The sequence below is a fragment of the Pseudomonas sp. NPDC089401 genome, assembly GCF_044749485.1.
Taxonomy (GTDB): Bacteria; Pseudomonadota; Gammaproteobacteria; order Pseudomonadales; family Pseudomonadaceae; genus Aquipseudomonas.
Genome location: NZ_JBIVIA010000003.1, coordinates 286,508 through 302,694 on the forward strand (window position 1 = coordinate 286,508; position 16,187 = coordinate 302,694).

The 16,187-nt window shown below is 66.5% G+C and carries 13 protein-coding genes; 8 read left to right on the forward strand and 5 right to left on the reverse strand.

Annotated elements, in window-relative coordinates; all coding sequences use genetic code 11:
- Window positions 1-79 precede the first annotated feature (79 nt).
- Window positions 80-862, forward strand: a complete 783-nt coding sequence (locus ACIP21_RS08745; protein ID WP_400686457.1) for an IclR family transcriptional regulator — start codon at window positions 80-82, stop codon at window positions 860-862.
- 10 nt (window positions 863-872) lie between these two features.
- Here the strand turns inward: ACIP21_RS08745 and ACIP21_RS08750 are convergent, their stop codons facing one another.
- The 5 genes from ACIP21_RS08750 to ACIP21_RS08770 all read right to left on the reverse strand — a co-directional run bounded on the left by ACIP21_RS08750 (window position 873) and on the right by ACIP21_RS08770 (window position 7,568).
- A complete protein-coding gene (locus ACIP21_RS08750) occupies window positions 873-2,015 on the reverse strand; it encodes an acyl-CoA dehydrogenase family protein (RefSeq protein ID WP_400686459.1) in 1,143 nt (380 codons plus the stop codon).
- Window positions 2,016-2,025: 10 nt separating this feature from the next.
- The gene (locus tag ACIP21_RS08755; protein WP_400686461.1) at window positions 2,026-3,219 is read right to left on the reverse strand and encodes an acyl-CoA dehydrogenase family protein; all 1,194 of its coding nucleotides are present in this window, start codon (window positions 3,217-3,219) and stop codon (window positions 2,026-2,028) included.
- Window positions 3,220-3,238: 19 nt separating this feature from the next.
- A complete protein-coding gene (locus tag ACIP21_RS08760) occupies window positions 3,239-4,420 on the reverse strand; it encodes an acetyl-CoA C-acyltransferase (RefSeq protein WP_400686463.1) in 1,182 nt (393 codons plus the stop codon).
- On the reverse strand, window positions 4,417-6,519 hold the full coding sequence (locus tag ACIP21_RS08765) for a 3-hydroxyacyl-CoA dehydrogenase NAD-binding domain-containing protein (protein WP_400686464.1): 2,103 nt from the start codon (window positions 6,517-6,519) through the stop codon (window positions 4,417-4,419). Before ACIP21_RS08765 ends, ACIP21_RS08760 begins: the two co-directional genes overlap by 4 nt.
- 131 nt (window positions 6,520-6,650) lie before the next feature.
- Window positions 6,651-7,568 (reverse strand): LysR family transcriptional regulator, encoded by a 918-nt coding sequence (locus ACIP21_RS08770; RefSeq protein WP_400686466.1) that lies wholly within the window; start codon window positions 7,566-7,568, stop codon window positions 6,651-6,653.
- A gap of 114 nt (window positions 7,569-7,682) precedes the next feature.
- Between ACIP21_RS08770 and ACIP21_RS08775 the strand changes: the two genes are divergently transcribed.
- The 7 genes from ACIP21_RS08775 to ACIP21_RS08805 all read left to right on the forward strand — a co-directional run bounded on the left by ACIP21_RS08775 (window position 7,683) and on the right by ACIP21_RS08805 (window position 16,141).
- The gene (locus tag ACIP21_RS08775; protein WP_400686468.1) at window positions 7,683-8,435 is read left to right on the forward strand and encodes an SDR family NAD(P)-dependent oxidoreductase; all 753 of its coding nucleotides are present in this window, start codon (window positions 7,683-7,685) and stop codon (window positions 8,433-8,435) included.
- A gap of 355 nt (window positions 8,436-8,790) precedes the next feature.
- On the forward strand, window positions 8,791-10,917 hold the full coding sequence (locus ACIP21_RS08780) for a multicopper oxidase family protein (RefSeq protein WP_400686469.1): 2,127 nt from the start codon (window positions 8,791-8,793) through the stop codon (window positions 10,915-10,917).
- 289 nt (window positions 10,918-11,206) lie between these two features.
- The gene (locus tag ACIP21_RS08785) at window positions 11,207-11,800 is read left to right on the forward strand and encodes a GNAT family N-acetyltransferase (protein WP_400686471.1); all 594 of its coding nucleotides are present in this window, start codon (window positions 11,207-11,209) and stop codon (window positions 11,798-11,800) included.
- A complete protein-coding gene (locus ACIP21_RS08790; RefSeq protein WP_400686473.1) occupies window positions 11,797-12,156 on the forward strand; it encodes a cupin domain-containing protein in 360 nt (119 codons plus the stop codon). Before ACIP21_RS08785 ends, ACIP21_RS08790 begins: the two co-directional genes overlap by 4 nt.
- A 369-nt stretch (window positions 12,157-12,525) precedes the next feature.
- Window positions 12,526-14,067, forward strand: a complete 1,542-nt coding sequence (locus ACIP21_RS08795) for an ABC transporter ATP-binding protein (protein ID WP_400686475.1) — start codon at window positions 12,526-12,528, stop codon at window positions 14,065-14,067.
- A gap of 12 nt (window positions 14,068-14,079) precedes the next feature.
- Window positions 14,080-15,180 carry an ABC transporter permease gene (locus ACIP21_RS08800; protein ID WP_400686476.1) on the forward strand — a complete coding sequence of 367 codons (1,101 nt, stop codon included), beginning with the start codon at window positions 14,080-14,082 and terminating at the stop codon, window positions 15,178-15,180.
- Window positions 15,181-15,214: 34 nt separating this feature from the next.
- Window positions 15,215-16,141 carry an ABC transporter permease gene (locus ACIP21_RS08805; protein WP_400686478.1) on the forward strand — a complete coding sequence of 309 codons (927 nt, stop codon included), beginning with the start codon at window positions 15,215-15,217 and terminating at the stop codon, window positions 16,139-16,141.
- Window positions 16,142-16,187 lie beyond the last annotated feature (46 nt).

Below are 16,187 nucleotides of genomic sequence, written 5' to 3' on the forward strand. Positions count from 1 at the left end.
ATCCCGGCCCCGCACAACGCTGCCGGGCAACCGGCAATCTGGTATCGTGCAGCAGCCCTGAACCCCAGCCGGAAGCCCCATGAACCCAGACGACGACCTCCTCCCCAGCAAAGACCGCAAGTTCGTCGAGGCCCTCGGGCGCGGGCTGGAAGTGTTGCGAGCCTTCACCCATGGTTCGGTGGTGCTGGGCAACCAGGAGATCTCGCGGCTGACCGGCCTGCCCAAGGCCACCGTTTCACGCATGACCTACACCCTCACCCAGTTGGGCTACCTGGCCTACTCGCAGCAGCTGGAGAAGTACCAGCTCGACTCCGGCGTGCTGGCCCTGGGTTATGCCTACGTGTCCAACCTGCGCGTACGCCAGCTGGCCAAGCCGTACATGGAAGAATTCGCCCGGCGCACCAACACCACGGTGGGCCTGACCTGCCGTGACCGGCTGTCGATGATCTACGTCGAGAACTGCCGCCCGGCCGAGGTGGTCAGCCTGCGCATGGACGCCGGCGTGCGCCTGCCGCTGGCCACCACCGCCGCCGGGCGGGCTTACCTCGCGGCGTTGCCGGTGCCCGAACAGGCCCACCTGATGAGCGCCCTGCAGGCCAAGTACGACGAGCAATGGCCAGCACTGGAAGCCTCCCTGCAACAGTCGTTCGAGGCGTACCAACAGCAAGGTTTCTGCCTCTCCGTGGGCGACTGGGACCGCAACGTGATGGCCGCCGGGGTGCCGCTGCGCCTGGCCGACGGCACCGTCATGGCCCTGACCTGCGGCGCCCCCTCCTACCAGCTCGACGAACAGACCCTGCGCACCTCGCTGGCGCATCAGCTCGAAGCCCTGGCGCGCGACATCGAAAGCCTGGGCGTCTGAGCCTGCAAGGTCAGGCCACCTCGAGCAGTTCGCTGTACACCCTCAGGTGGTGGTCCTCATCGCCGAACTGGTGGCTGAGCATCACCAGGCGCTTGGCGTGATGGGCCAGCACGTACTCCCAGGTCATGCCGATGCCGCCGTGCAGCTGGATGGCCTGCTCGGCAATCACCCGGCCGGCCCGGGCGCAGATGTACTTGGCATTGGCCAGGCTGCGTGAGCGCTCGGGGCTGTCGGCGTCATCGGCGACGCAGGCGGCGAGCATGGCCATGGCCGTGGCCTGCTCCAGCTCGATCTGCATGTCGACCATGCAGTGCTGCAGGACCTGGAATTTGCCGATCGGCACGCCGAACTGGCGGCGCAGCTTGAGGTAGGCGAGGGTCAGCGTACAGGCCTCCTGCATGCTGCCCAAGGCTTCGCCGCACTGGGCGGCGATCGCCCGGCCCTGGTGGTAGCGCATCGCGGCCAGGGCCTCGCCAGGCACGCCCAACAGCTGCCCAGGCGGCACCAGAACCTCATCCAGCCACAGCTCGCAGGCCATCGGCCCGTCGATGCACGGATAGTCGCGCCGCTGCACACCCTGGGCCTGCGGATCGACCAGGAACAGGCTGATGCCTGCCGGGTCGCAATCCTGGCCGCTGGTGCGGGCACTGACCAGCAGCCAGTCGGCGCTGTGCCCGCCGATCACCACGGCCTTGCGGCCGCTCAGGCGGTAGCCGCCATCGGCCTCGACCGCGCGCGTCTGCACATCCTCCAGCAGGTAGTGGCTCTGCGGCTCGTCGAAGGCCACGGCCCACTGTTCATGCGCCGCCGCAAGATCGGGCAGCAGGCGGGCTTTCTGCTCGTCGGTACCGAGCTGCGCCAGCAGGCCGCCGGCATAGATCACCGAATGCAGGTACGGCTCAAGGCACAGGCCCCGGCCCAGCTCGGTCATCACTTGCAAGGTTTCGATGCCGCTTCCAGCAAAGCCGCCCAGCGTTTCGGGGAACGGCACGGCGGTAAGGCCCAACTCGCCGAGCTTGCTCCAGAACGGCCTGGAGAAGCCCGGCGGCGATTGCCGAAAGCGCTCGCGGGCCTCGAAGCTGTATTCGTCGCGGACCAGGCGCGCGGCCGTGTCACGCAGCATCTGTTGTTCTTCGGTCAGGGTGAAGTCCATGGTCCGCTCCTCAAAGCTCAAGCATCATCTTGGCGATGATGTTCTTCTGGATCTCGTTCGAGCCGCCGAAGATCGACAGCTTGCGCAGGTTGAAATACTGGCTGGCCAGCCCGGCGCTGGCCTCGCTGTGCAGCGGCTCGGCCGCAGCCAGCCCGCTCAGCTCGTCCTCCAGGAACGGCAGCGCGCAGGGGCCGATGGCCTTGCGCAGCAGCTCGCTGATGGCCTGGCGGATCTGCGTGCCGCGGATCTTCAGCATCGAGCTCTGCGCCCCCGGGATCCCGCTGTCCGCGGCCGCACAAATGCGCAGGGTGCTGATTTCCACCGCACGCAACTGCATCTCGACGCTGGCGACCTGGGCACGGAACAACGGGTCTTCGATCAGCGGTCGACCGGCGCGCCGCTCGTTCGCCGCCACCGCCTTCAGGTGCATCAACGCCGCTTTCGACGCGCCGATGCCGGCCAGGCCGGTGCGCTCATGGGTGAGCAGGTACTTGGCGCAGGTCCAGCCCTCGTTCTCGACGCCCACCAGGTTTTCGAGCGGCACCCGCACGTTATCGAAGAACACCTCGTTGACCTCGTGCTCACCGTCCAGGGTGATGATCGGCCGCAGGCTGATGCCCGGCGAGGCCATGTCGATCAGCAGGAAGCTGATGCCCCGCTGGGCCTGGGCCTCGGGGTCGGTGCGCACCAGGCAGAAGATCCAGTTGGCGTGCTGGCCGAGGGTGGTCCAGGTCTTCTGCCCGTTGACCACGTAGCAGTCGCCCTCCTTCACCGCGCGGGTCTTGAGGCCGGCAAGGTCCGAGCCTGCGCCGGGCTCGGAATAGCCCTGGCACCACCAGTCCTGGCCGGACAGGATACGCGGCAGGTAGTGGGCCTTCTGCGCCTCGGTGCCGAACTTGATGATCACCGGGGCGACCATGTTCACGCCGAACGGCACCTGACGCGGTGCGCCCGCCGCCGCGCATTCTTCGTCGAAGATGTGCTTCTCGATGGCGCCCCAACCGGTGCCGCCGAGTTCCACCGGCCAGCTTGCGGCGTACCAGCCCTTGCCCGCGAGGATGCGCTGCCACTGCTGGTGCTGGGCCTTGGACAGGCGTCTGGCCTGCTTGACCTGGGTGGCGATGTCCCGGGGCAGCTGCGCCGCCAGGAACGCCCGCACTTCGTCACGGAAAGCCAACTGCGTTGCACTGTAGTTGATGTTCATGCTGAGTCCTGTTGGCAGATCAGGCGATTTCGAACAGGCCGGCGGCACCCATGCCACCGGCGATGCACATCGTCACGACGGCGAAGCGTGCGCCACGGCGTCGGCCTTCGAGCAGGGCGTGGCCGGTCATGCGCGCCCCGGTCATGCCATAGGGGTGGCCGATGGCGATCGAGCCGCCGTTGACGTTCAGCCGCTGCGGGTCGATACCCAGCCGGTTCTGGCAATAGAGCACCTGCGAGGCAAAGGCCTCGTTGAGCTCCCACAGGTCGATGTCGGCCACCGTCAGGCCATGGCGCTTGAGCAGCTTGGGCACGGCCAGCACCGGGCCGATGCCCATTTCGTCCGGCTCGCAACCGGCAACGGCGAAGCCGCGAAACACGCCGAGCACATTCAGGTTGTTGCGCTCGGCATAACGCGCATCGGCCAGCACGCTGGCGCTGGCGCCATCGGACAGCTGGCTGGCGTTGCCGGCAGTGACCCAGTTGCCCGGTCCGCGCACCGGCTCCAGGCTGGCCAGCCCGGCCAGGGTGGTGTCGGCGCGGTTGCATTCGTCGTGGCTCAGGGTCACGACTTCCCGGGTGACCTCGTCGCTGCCCTTGTGGCGGACCAGCCGGGTCGATTGCAGTGGCACGATCTCTTCGGCAAAGCGCCCAGCCGCCTGGGCGGCAGCGGTGCGCTGCTGGCTCGACAGGGCCAGCTGGTCCTGGGCTTCCCGGCTGATGCCGTAGCGGCGGGCGACGATATCGGCGGTGTCGATCATCGGCAGCCACAGTTCGGGCCTGGCCTGGTACAGCTGTGCCTCGTGCAGGTGGCTCTGGTTCAGCAGCGGCTGCACCAGGCTGATCGATTCGACCCCGCCGGCGACCATCGCGGCGACGCCCTCGGCCTTGATCAGGTGCGCGGCCTGGGCAATCGCCTGCAGGCCCGAGCCACAGAAGCGGTTGACCGTGCTGCCGCCGACGCCCAGGGGCAGCCCGGCCGACAAAGCCGCCAGGCGCGCGACGTTCTTGCCCGTGGCGCCCTCCGGCAGGCCGCAGCCCAGCACGCAGTCCTCGATCGCCTCGGGATCGATGCCGGCGCGAGCCACCGCGTGGCGGATCGCATGGCCCGCCAGCAACACGCCATGGGTATCGTTGAAGGCGCCGCGAAAGGCTTTGCCAATCGGGGTGCGGGCAGTGGAAACAATCACGACATCGTTCATCGGGCGACCTCCCAGTCGCTGAAGGTTTTACCGCTTGCCACCAGCCGCTCCAGCAGCGGCGCCGGCGTCCACCAGGCGCCGAAGCGGGCCTGGAATGCTTGTATCCGTTCGAGCACCCGGCCCAGCCCCAGCCGCTCGGCGTAGAACATCGGCCCGCCGTGGTGCGCCGGGAAGCCGTAGCCGTGCAGGTAGATGAGGTCGATGTCGCTGGCGCGCTGGGCGATGCCCTCCTCGAGGATCTTCGCGCCCTCGTTGATCAGGGCGAGCAAGGCACGTTCGACAATGTAGTCATCGCTGAGCGCCTGGCGGGTCAGCCCCTGTTCGCGTGAGGCTTCTTCGAGCAGCGCCAGCAGCTGCGGGTTGGCTTGCGGCGTGCGTGAGCCATCCTGGTAGAGGTAGTAACCCCGGCCAGTCTTCTGCCCGAGCATGCCGGCGTCGCACAGCTTGTCGAGCACGCGGGGCATCGGGTAGCGGGCATCGAGCGCCTTGCGCTGGCGCTGGCGGATCGCCCGGCCGATGTCCAGCCCGGCAAGGTCGCGCATGGCCATGGGCCCCATCGCCATGCCGAAGCCGCGCAACGCCGCATCGACCTGTTCTGGGGTGGCGCCCTCCTCCAACAGGAACTCGGTTTCCCGGCCGTACTGGAACAGCATGCGGTTGCCGACGAAGCCGTCGCACACACCCACCACCACGCAGCTTTTGTTCAGCGTCTTGCCCAGCGCCAAAGCGCTGGCCAGCACCTCAAAGGCAGTCTGCTCGCCGCGCACCACTTCCAGCAGGCGCATGACATTGGCCGGGCTGAAGAAGTGCAGGCCGACCACGTCCTGCGGGCGCCGAGTGAAGCTGGCCAGGGTGTCGAGGTTCAGCGACGAGGTATTGGTCGCCAGGATCGCCCCGGGTTTGCACACCGCGTCCAGGCGCTCGAAGACTTGCCGCTTGACGGCCAGGTCCTCGAACACCGCCTCGATCACCAGGTCCACGTCGGCCAGGGCCTGGTAGTCGATGACGCCTTCGATCAGGCGCAGGCGCTTTTCCATCGCCTCGGCGGTCAGGCTGCCGCGCTTGACGCTGGCGCAATAGGTGTCCCGCGCCCGCTGCAACGCCCGGTCGCGAGCCGCGATGTCGACTTCCAGCAGCCTGACCGGCACCCCGGCGTTGGCGAAGCACAGGGCGATGCCGACGCCCATGGTGCCGCCGCCGATGACCGCGGCGTGGCGGACCGGCCGCGCCACGGTGTCGGCGGGCAGATCAGCCACCTTGGCCGCCTTGCGTTCGGCGAAGAAGGCATGCACCAGCGCCGCGCGCTGGGGCGATGCCAGGCATTCGCCGAACAGATCGCGCTCGCGCGCCAGCCCCTCAGACAAATCGAGGGCGACTGCCGCCTCGATCGCCGCCACGCAGCGCAGCGGTGCGAACAGTGCGGGGCTTGCCTGGCGCACCTGCACACGCTTGGCCTCGATCAGCCCGGCCGCCGCCTCAGCATCCGCCACGCGGCGTTCGCCGGTACGCCGCACACCTTTGCCCTGGGCCAGCAACTGCTCGGCGAAGGCCTGCCCGGCAGCGGCCAGGTCGCCCTCGCACAGCGCATCGACCAGGCCATGGGCCAAGGCGTCCTGGGCACTGATGGGCGCGCCGCCGACGATCATGTCCAGCGCCTTGGCGACCCCGACCAGCCGCGGCAGGCGCTGGGTGCCCCCCGCCCCCGGCAACAAGCCCAGCTTCACCTCCGGCAGCCCGACCCGGGCGTCTGCCTGCGCGATGCGGTAGTGGCACGCCATCGCGACCTCCAGCCCACCGCCCAGCGCCGTGCCCTGCAGCACCGCCACGCTGGGCTTGGCAGAGGCCTCGATGGCATTGACCACGTGCGGCAGGGCCGGTGCCTGGGCGGGCAGGCCGAACTCCTTGATATCGGCGCCGGCCATGAAGGTACGGCCTTCGCACAACAGCACCACGGCCTGCACCCGGGCATCCGCTTCGACCTGGCGGAACGCTTCGAGCAACGCGGCGCGGACGGCGTGGCTCAGTGCATTGACGGGCGGGTTGCTGACCCGGATGAAGGCCAGGTTGGCCTGGATTTCGATCTCGACTAGGGCTGACATGCAGGCTGCCTCCTTGTTGTTTTGCAAAACTATATTCCGCTCTGCGAAACAAAGGCAACATTTTACTGCCCTGGCCTGGAGTTGTTGCGAACGGCGCCAGACCGACAGCGCCTGCCCCAGCACACGCTGCCCTAGCCCTCCCAGCGCCAGGCCGGGTCGGCAAGATGCTCATGAAAGAAGTCTGACAGCGCCCTGATCTTCGCCGGGCGCGTGCGCGCCGACGGGGTCACGAAATACAAGCCGCCCCGGGTCATGCTCCATTCAGGCAGTATCCGCTCGAGGCGGCCATCAGCCAGGTACTCGCTGGCAATGAACTCTGGCAGTTCGGAGATGGCCAGGCCTTCGAGCAATACCGGCAGCATGGCGTCGGAGTTGGTGACGCGCAGCGGGCCATTCGGCACCACGTCCTCTTCCGTTCCGGCCCCATCGGTGAAGCGCCACACCTGGGTACGAGCGCGGTAGGCGTAGCTCAGGCAAGGTACGCTGGCCAAATCTCTCGGGTGTTGCGGGCGACCATGCTGTTGCAGATAAGCCGGCGACGCGACGAGGAATTGGGTGACGGCACAAAGCCGCCTGGCGACCAGGGAGGAATCGGGCAAGGCGGCAATCCGCAGCGCCGCGTCGAAACCCTCGGCGATCAGGTCCACCGAGGCATCGGACAGGTGCAGGTCGATGGACAGCTCAGGGTATTGTCGGATCAGCTTGGGCAGCAACGGCGCCACCCAGCGCAGCCCGAACGACATCGGCACCGCCAACCGCACCTGACCGCGCGGTTGCACCGACAACTCCATGGCCTCGCCTTCCACTTCCTCGGCCTGGCGATAGATCTCGCCCGCCTTGCCGGCCATGCTGTGGCCGAATTCGGTCAATGACAGCTGCCGCGAAGTGCGGTTGAACAGCCGCCCGCCCAGTCGCTCCTCCAGCCGGGCCACTGCGCGCGATACCGTCGGTACCGATACCCCCATGACCCGCGCCGCAGCGGCGAAGGACCCTTCTTCAGCGACCTTGGCGAACATGGCCAGGCCTTCGAAATCCGGTAGTTTGCTCATTTCATTTCTACAACGATAGGTTGCAAGCAATTCTATTTTGAATATCACGGTTCGTCGATAAGCTTCTCCCATCGCAGCAAAACACTCAGCAAACAACCCACTCGGAGAAGCAAAATGAACGGCAAACTTGAAGGCAAGATCGCAATCGTCACCGGCGGCACCAGCGGCATCGGCCTGGCCACCGCCAAGCTCTTCGCCAGCGAAGGCGCCACCGTCTACATCACCGGCCGCCGCCAGGCCGAACTGGAAGCCGCCGTCGCACAGATCGGCAACGCCACCGGTGTGCAGGTGGACTCCTCGAAGCTGGAACAACTGGAAGCGTTCTACCAACGGGTGAAGGCAGAACAAGGACGCATCGACGTGCTGTTCGCCAACGCCGGTGGCGGCTCGATGCTGCCCTTGGGTGAAATCACCGAGGCGCAGTACCACGACACCTTCGACCGCAACGTCAAAGGCACGCTGTTCACCGTGCAACAGGCACTGCCGCTGCTGGCCCCGCAGGCCTCGGTGATCCTGACCGGCTCTACCGCCGCCAGTTCCGGCACCGCGGCGTTCAGCGTGTACGCCGCGTCCAAGGCCGCCGTGCGAGCCTTTGCCCGCAACTGGATCCTCGACCTGAAAGACCGCAACGTGCGGGTCAACACCATCAGCCCCGGCGCCACCCGCACCCCTGGCCTGGTCGACCTCGCCGGCCCCGACGCCGCGCAACAGCAAGGTCTGCTCGACTACCTGGCCTCGCAGATTCCCCTGGGCCGCGTCGGCGAGCCTGAAGAGATCGCCAAGGCCGCGCTGTTCCTGGCCTCCAGCGATGCCAGCTTCGTCAACGGCGCCGAACTGTTCGTCGACGGCGGCCAGGCCCAGATCTGATCCGGTCTGCCAGCTAAAGCCTGCGCGCCCCTGTAGGAGCGGCCTTGTGTCGCGAAAGGGCCGCACAGCGGCCCCGGCGATCTCTGCGTGGGTGCTGAAATCCTGGGGCCGCTACGCGGCCCTTTCGCGACACAAGGCCGCTCCTGCAGGGAGCGCGCCAAAGTTTTGAGATTGGCCAAGACAGGTCGCAATCCATCGGCTTTACAGCCTACGCATCCGGTCTACATTTCCACAGCGACGGAGCCTGACGCGATCCCGCCGCCGGCACGTTCACATGGAAGGTATCAGGATGATCAGTATCAACAAGGAGGCCCGCGCGGGCCGGCTACGTCTTGCAGGCGTCATGTCAGGCGCTTTGACCCTCACTCTGCTCAGCCCACCAACGGCCTTGGCCCTTGCCCTGGATGAGGCGCGCATCCCGGAGGTCGGCAACCCTGTCGAACTCACCGGCGAACGCACCCATTACCGCGTCCAGGCAACACCGGGCCAGGCGCAGCCGGGCGTACAGCAAGCGGCCAAGACCAGCCAACCCTACGTGGATGTACTCGGCAACGAGACCGAAATCGACCTGAAACTTACCTTCTCGGACCCGGACAAGACCCTGGTGCGCAACGCGATGTCCGGCCGAATGGACCACCTGCAGGTGCGCACTTACAACGGCGAACTGCTTCCCCCCACCCTTCGCGTGCACCCCGGCGACACCGTGCGCATGAACGTCGATAACCAGCTGGTCTGCGACCAGGCCAAATTTCCGCAGCACTGCAAAGGCGACAACCCGGTGCTCGACGTCACCAACCTGCACAGCCATGGCCTCTGGGTTTCACCGGCGGGCAACAGCGACAACGTGCTGCTGAGCATCAAGCCCGGGGTCAAGTTCCAGTACGAGTACAACCTGCCCCTCGATCACCCCTCCGGCCTGTTCTGGTACCACCCGCACACCCACGGCTCTACCGCCATCCAGGTGTCCGGTGGCATGGGCGGCGCGCTGGTCATCGAAGGCAATCGCGTGCCGGCGAAGGACAAGACCGGCGATCTCGACACCATTCTCAAGACCGCAGCGGGCGAAAAGCTCCCGGAGCGGGTGGTGGTGCTGCAGCAGATCCAGTACGCCTGCCGTGACAAGGCCGGCAAGATCAAGACGGTCAGCATCGGTGAGGGCAATGACAAGCAGGTCGTCGGCTGGGCCTGCGATGAAGGCGACATCGGTGTGATCAACAACCTCGAGGACCTGTCGCCCGGCAGCTGGGACCAGTCCAATCGCTACACCACCCTCAACGGCAAGGTGCAACCGCGCTTCGACGATGCGGTGGCCGGGCAGGTAGAACGCTGGCGCGTCGTGCATGCCGGTATCCGCGATACCGTCGACCTGCAGTTCTACAAGGTCAAGGCCGACGCCGCTCCCTTCCCGGACAAACCCGGCGCCGAGTCCCTGTGGGTCCAGGAAAACTGTGAAGGGCTGGACGATCACGCCAAGGTCGAGTCCAGTGCGGCGCAGGTCCAATGGCAGTACGCCGCGGATGGCCTGACCCAGACGCACCTGACGCCGATCAGGAGCAACGTGCTGCAACCGGGCTACCGTAGCGAATTCCTCACCGTATTCCCCAGCGCCGGGCAGTACTGCGTGATCGACAAGAAAACCCTCTCGTCCGCCTCGATCAATGCCAACAAGCAGAGCCTGCAGATGCCCAGCGAGCTGCTGGGCTTTGTCGAGGTCAAGGCGGGTGCCGCCAACGCCAGCCAGGACGCCAAGGAGGTCATCCGCCAGACCCTGGTGGCCGCAGCCAAGCGCTTGCCCGAGGATATCAGCGCCGCCGTGGTCAGCGACCTGCAACAGGACAGCATTGCCTTCAGCCACTTCGTCAAGCACCAACCGGTGGCCGATGGCGAACTGCTGAAGCAGCGCCAGCACCTGGCCTTTGCCATCGGCGTCGACCCCAAGGACAAGGACAAGAGCACCTTCATGATCGACGGCAAGTCCTTTGGCGACACGGACATGCCCGCCCGCAACCTGAAGCTCGGCACGGCCGAAGAATGGGTACTGGAGGCACACAATGAGATCCCGGGTTCGAAATCCTTGATCAACCACCCGTTCCACATCCACGTGAACCCGTTCATGGTCAGCCGCATCTGCAAGAACATCAGCGACGCGGATTCCGCAGAGGACAAGGCCGAGGCGGCGAAGAACGACGGCTGCCTGGACGTGACCAACCCCAGCTACCCGCGTGAGAAACGGCTGCAATGGGAGAAAGGCGACCCGCAGTACGTCGACCTGAAAGGGGTGTGGAAAGACACGCTGTTCGTCAAGCAGGGCTACAAGGTGTACACCCGCACCCGCTACGAGCGCTACATCGGCGGGTACGTGCTGCATTGCCACATCCTCGACCACGAGGACAACGGTATGATGCAGCGGGTCAATGTCTACCTTGCCGGGGATTCCGCAGACCCGGCCGTTGCCAAGGAAGGTGGGCACCTGGGCCACTGATGGGCCGCTAGGCTGCGACAGCAAGGCACTGCGGCTCACAGACCAGTCCTTGTGGGAGCGGGTTCACCCGCGAACACCGGCGAAGCCGGTGCCATCCATCGCGGCGCCTGCTTCGCGGCGGTTCAACGCCTCGATGAACCCGCTCCCCACAGAATGTGCGTGGCGTCGCACGCCGTGCTGGCGGGGTCGCCCACAGCACGATGGCAAGCGTTCAAACCGCCTACCCTGCCACCCTGCCAAAGGCGCAATCCCTGAAAACCAACCCGCCGATCCCATGGGAGCACTGTACATGCCTATCGACTTCAGACCCGCTGAAGCCTCGGACGCGCACGATATCGCGCGCTTCTTTCAACTGACCTCGGAGGGCATGGCCGATTACATCTGGAGCAAGCTTGCCGCCCCTGGCGAAGCATTGCTGAGTGTCGGTGCCTCTCGCTATGCCAGGGAACAGGGCGACTTTTCCTACAAGAACTGCCTGATGGCCACGTTCGAAGGGCGCGTCATCGGCATGATGCATAGCTATGCCCTGCACGAGACCCCTGACCGACCTGCCGAGACAGACCCGGTCCTCGCGCCTTATGCCGACATGGAGATACCCGATACCTTGTACATCTCCAGCCTGGCCCTGGATGAGGCCTGGCGCAGCCAGGGGCTGGGCGCCCGGTTTCTGCGCCACGCCCAGCAGCGCGCGGAGGACGCTGGCCTGGATGGGCTATGCCTGATCGATTATGCAGAAAACCACGGCGCACGCCGCTTCTACGAACGTCACGGTTTCAAGATCGTCAAAACCTGCCGGATCGTTGCGCACCCGATGCTGGGCGTCACCGGTGACGCCTATTTGATGCACCGCCCGAACCACAACGTGCTCGAGAAAAAACCATGAACAAGAAACTGACCGTGTTCCGCGAACTGGATATCCAACCGGTGCGCGACCTGCCCTTTTTTGAAGAAGTCGTGGAAGGCGATCCTCATACGCTGACGTCCAAGCACTATCACGACGAACAGCAAGGTCGCATTTCCGGAGAATGGCAAGCCAGCACCGGCGCGTGGCGCATCGACTACAAGGTCTGGGAGTTCTGCCATGTCCTGAGCGGACGCTGCGTCATCGAGCTCGAGGGTTGCGCCCCCGTCACGCTCGCCGCTGGCGACACCTTCATTATCGAACCGGGTGCCAAGGGCAAATGGACCGTGCTGGAAGACATGAAAAAGAACTTCGTGATCCTCCTGCCCACGAACTAGCCATGGGTTGAGCCCAACGGCAACCCTTGTGGAAGCAACTGTCTTGCTCAATTTCTAAAAGCTGGCGCGAATCCCTGTGGGAGCGGGCTTGTCGAGGCGTCGAACCGCCGCGAACACGGGCGAAGCCCGTGCCATGCACCGTGGTGTCTTGATCGCGGGTAAACCCGCTCCCACCGTTTCAGTGCGATGTGCCATCGACACTCGCACCACCTTGGTGTCTACCCTGCACCAAAGCCTGGCAACGCGCAGCGCCCTCTTCGCCAGCCATAACGCGCCAGCCCCTTTACCACGGCCCTTTTAGAATAATCTGACCACCTGGCCATGTTTTTGCTTTGCATCTGCTCAACCTCAACACACCCGAGCAGCCCCATGTCCGAATCCCCCACGCCCCTGCGCCTGGAACTGCGCGCCATCAGCAAGCGCTACCCGGGCACGCTGGCCAACGACCGCGTCGACCTGCGCATCGCGCCCGGCGAAATCCGTGCGCTGCTTGGCGAGAACGGTGCAGGCAAGAGCACCCTGATGAAGATCATCTACGGCGTCACCGCCCCGGACAGCGGCCAACTGCTCTGGGAGGGCCAGGCGCTGCAGGTGCGCGACCCGGCCCAGGCCCGCAGGCTGGGGATCGGCATGGTGTTCCAGCACTTCTCGCTGTTCGAGACCCTCACCGTGGCGCAGAACATCGCCCTGGCCCTGGGCCGCGACGGCGGCACGCCGCAGCAGCTGGCACCGCGCATCCGCGAGGTCTCGCAGCGCTACGGCATGGGCCTGGAACCGCAGCGCCTGGTGCACAGCCTGTCGATCGGCGAGCGCCAGCGGGTGGAGATCGTCCGGTGCCTGATGCAGGACATCAAGCTGCTGATCCTCGACGAGCCGACCTCGGTGCTGACGCCGCAGGAGGTCGATGAACTGTTCGTCACCCTGCGCACCCTGGCCGCCGAGGGCTGCAGCATCCTGTTCATCAGCCACAAGCTCAACGAGGTGCGCGCCCTCTGCCACAGCGCCACGGTGCTGCGCGGCGGCCGGGTGTCCGGCGATTGCCAGCCGGCGCGCTGCAGCGACCTGGAGCTGGCGCGGCTGATGGTCGGCGATGCCGAAGGGCTGCAGGCCAGCTACCCGAAACGCCTCGGCGGCCTGCCGCGGCTGCGGGTGGACGACCTGAGCTGGCACAACCGCGAGCCGTTCGGCAGCTCGTTCGCGCACCTGCGCCTGGAGGTGCGCAGCGGCGAGATCGTCGGCATCGCCGGGGTCGCCGGCAATGGCCAGGACGAGCTGCTGGCCCTGCTCAGCGGCGAAACCCGCCTGCCCGCCAGCGAGCGTGAACGCATCACCCTCGACAACCAGCCCATCGCCCACCTCCATCCCGACGCCCGCCGTGCCCTGGGCCTGGCCTTCGTCCCGGCCGAACGCCTGGGCCACGGCGCGGTGCCGGACATGAGCCTGGCCGACAACACGCTGCTCACCGCCTTCCAGCAAGGCCTGGTCGGCCACGGCCTGATCCGCGCCGGCAAGGTCCAGGCCCTGGCCGAGCAGATCATCCAGCGCTTCGCGGTCAAGGCCCCGGACGCCCAGGCCACGGCGCGCAGCCTGTCCGGCGGCAACCTGCAGAAGTTCATCCTCGGCCGCGAGATCCTCCAGGCGCCCAGGCTGCTGGTCGCCGCCCACCCGACCTGGGGCGTGGATGTCGGCGCCGCCGCGGCGATCCACCGGGCGCTGATCGCCCTGCGCGATGCCGGCGCGGCGATCCTGGTGATTTCCGAAGACCTCGACGAGCTGTTGCAGATCAGCGACCGCATCGGCGCCCTCTGTGGCGGGCGCCTGTCGCCGCTCAAGGCCACCGCCCAGACCCTTCCCGCGGAGGTCGGCGGCTGGATGGCCGGCCAGTTCGCCTTCCCCCAAGACGCCGCCTGACGAGAGCCTGCCATGTTGCTATCGCTCGAACCCCGCCCCCATCAGTCGCGCGCCATGCGCCTGCTGTCCCCACTGCTGGCCGGCCTGCTGACCCTGCTCAGCGGCGCGGCCCTGTTCAGTGCCTTGGGGCATGACCCGCTGCTGACCTTGCACACCCTGTTGATCGAACCGGTCAGCGACCTCTACGGCCTGTCCGAACTGCTGCTCAAGGCCTTGCCGATCCTGCTCTGCGCCTTTGGCCTGGCGGTGGCTTACCAGGCACGCATCTGGAACATCGGCGCCGAGGGCCAGTTGCTGATCGGTGCCCTGGCCGGCAGCGCGATGGCGCTGCAGCTGCTCGACTGGGACAGCCGCTGGGCGCTGCTCTGGGTGCTGCTGGCCGGCACCGTTGCCGGCGCCTTGTGGGGCGCGCTGGCGGCGTGGCTGCGCACGCACTTCAACGCCAACGAAATCCTCACCACCATCATGCTCAACTACATCGCCCTGAACCTGCTGCTGTATGGCGTGCACGGCCCGCTCAAGGACCCGCAAGGCTTCAGCTTCCCGCAGTCGGCGATGTTCGGCGATGCCAGCCGCCTGCCCGCCCTGTTCGAGGACGGCCGCCTGCACATCGGCCTGTGCTTCGCGCTGCTGGCGCTGGTAACGGTGTGGGTGCTGCTGCACAAGAGCTTCCTCGGCTTTCAGGTCAAGGTGCTCGGCCTCGACTCACGCGCCGCCGGCTTCGTCGGCTTTCGCGAAAAGCGCCTGGTCTGGCTGGCGCTGCTGATCAGCGGTGGCCTGGCAGGGCTGGCCGGGGTTTGTGAAGTCAGCGGGCCGATCGGCCAACTGGTGCCACAGGTGTCCCCGGGCTATGGCTACGCGGCGATCACCGTGGCCTTTCTCGGGCGCCTCAACCCCTTCGGTATCCTCGCGGCCGGGCTGTTGATGGCGCTGCTGTACCTGGGCGGCGAGAACGCGCAGATGAGCCTCAACCTGCCGCAGTCCCTGACCGGGCTGTTCCAGGGAATGATGCTGTTCTACCTGCTGGCGTGTGACGTGCTGATCCTTTATCGGCCACGCCTGAACCTGCGTTGGCGCCGCCGCCTGCCGCTGGCCGAAACGGCCAGTGCGTGAACCTCCACGCCTCTTTCACCTTGGGACTTCGACCATGGATCTCGATCTGCTCGGCAACATCCTCTATGCCATGGTGCGCTGTGGCACCCCGCTGCTGCTGGTCGCCCTGGGCGAACTGGTGTGCGAAAAGAGTGGCGTACTCAACCTCGGCCAGGAAGGCATGATGCTGTTCGGCGCGGTGGCCGGCTTCATCGCCGCCTATGCCACCGGCAATCTGTGGCTGGGTGTGTTGCTGGCGTGCCTGGCCGGCATGCTGTTGTCGGCGCTGTTCGCCCTGCTGGCGCTGGGCTGCCAGGCCAACCAGGTGGCCAGCGGCCTGGCCCTGACCATCTTCGGCGTGGGCCTGTCCTCGTTCATCGGCACGGCCTGGGTCGGCAAGCCGCTGACCGGCTTCGAGCCGCTGGCGATCCCGCTGCTGGCCGACCTGCCGATCCTCGGCCACATGCTGTTCAACCAGGATGTGCTGGTGTACCTGTCGTTCGCCCTGTTCGGGCTGGTCGCCTGGCTGCTGCTGAAAAGCCGCGCCGGGCTGGTCCTCCAGGCCGTCGGCGAGAACCCCGACGCCGCCAGCGCCATGGGCTTGCCGGTGCTGCGCGTGCGCACCCTGGCGGTGCTGTTCGGCGGCGCCATGGCCGGCCTCGCCGGTGCCTACCTGTCGCTGGCCTACACGCCGATGTGGGCCGAGAACATGACCGCCGGGCGCGGCTGGATCGCCCTGGCCCTGGTGGTGTTCGCCAGCTGGCGGGTACGCCGCGTGCTGCTCGGCGCCTACCTGTTCGGCCTGGCCAGCATCCTGCACCTGGTGGCCCAGGGCATCGGCGTGAGCGTGCCGGCCAACCTGCTGGCGATGCTGCCCTACGTGGCGACGATCCTGGTGCTGGTGGTGCTGTCGCGCGATGCCATCAAGACCCGCTTGTACGCCCCGGTATCTCTCGGCCAGCCGTGGCGTGCCGGGCGCTGATGCCTTACCTCGATAAAAGACACAAGACCCACAGGAGTGAACCCTC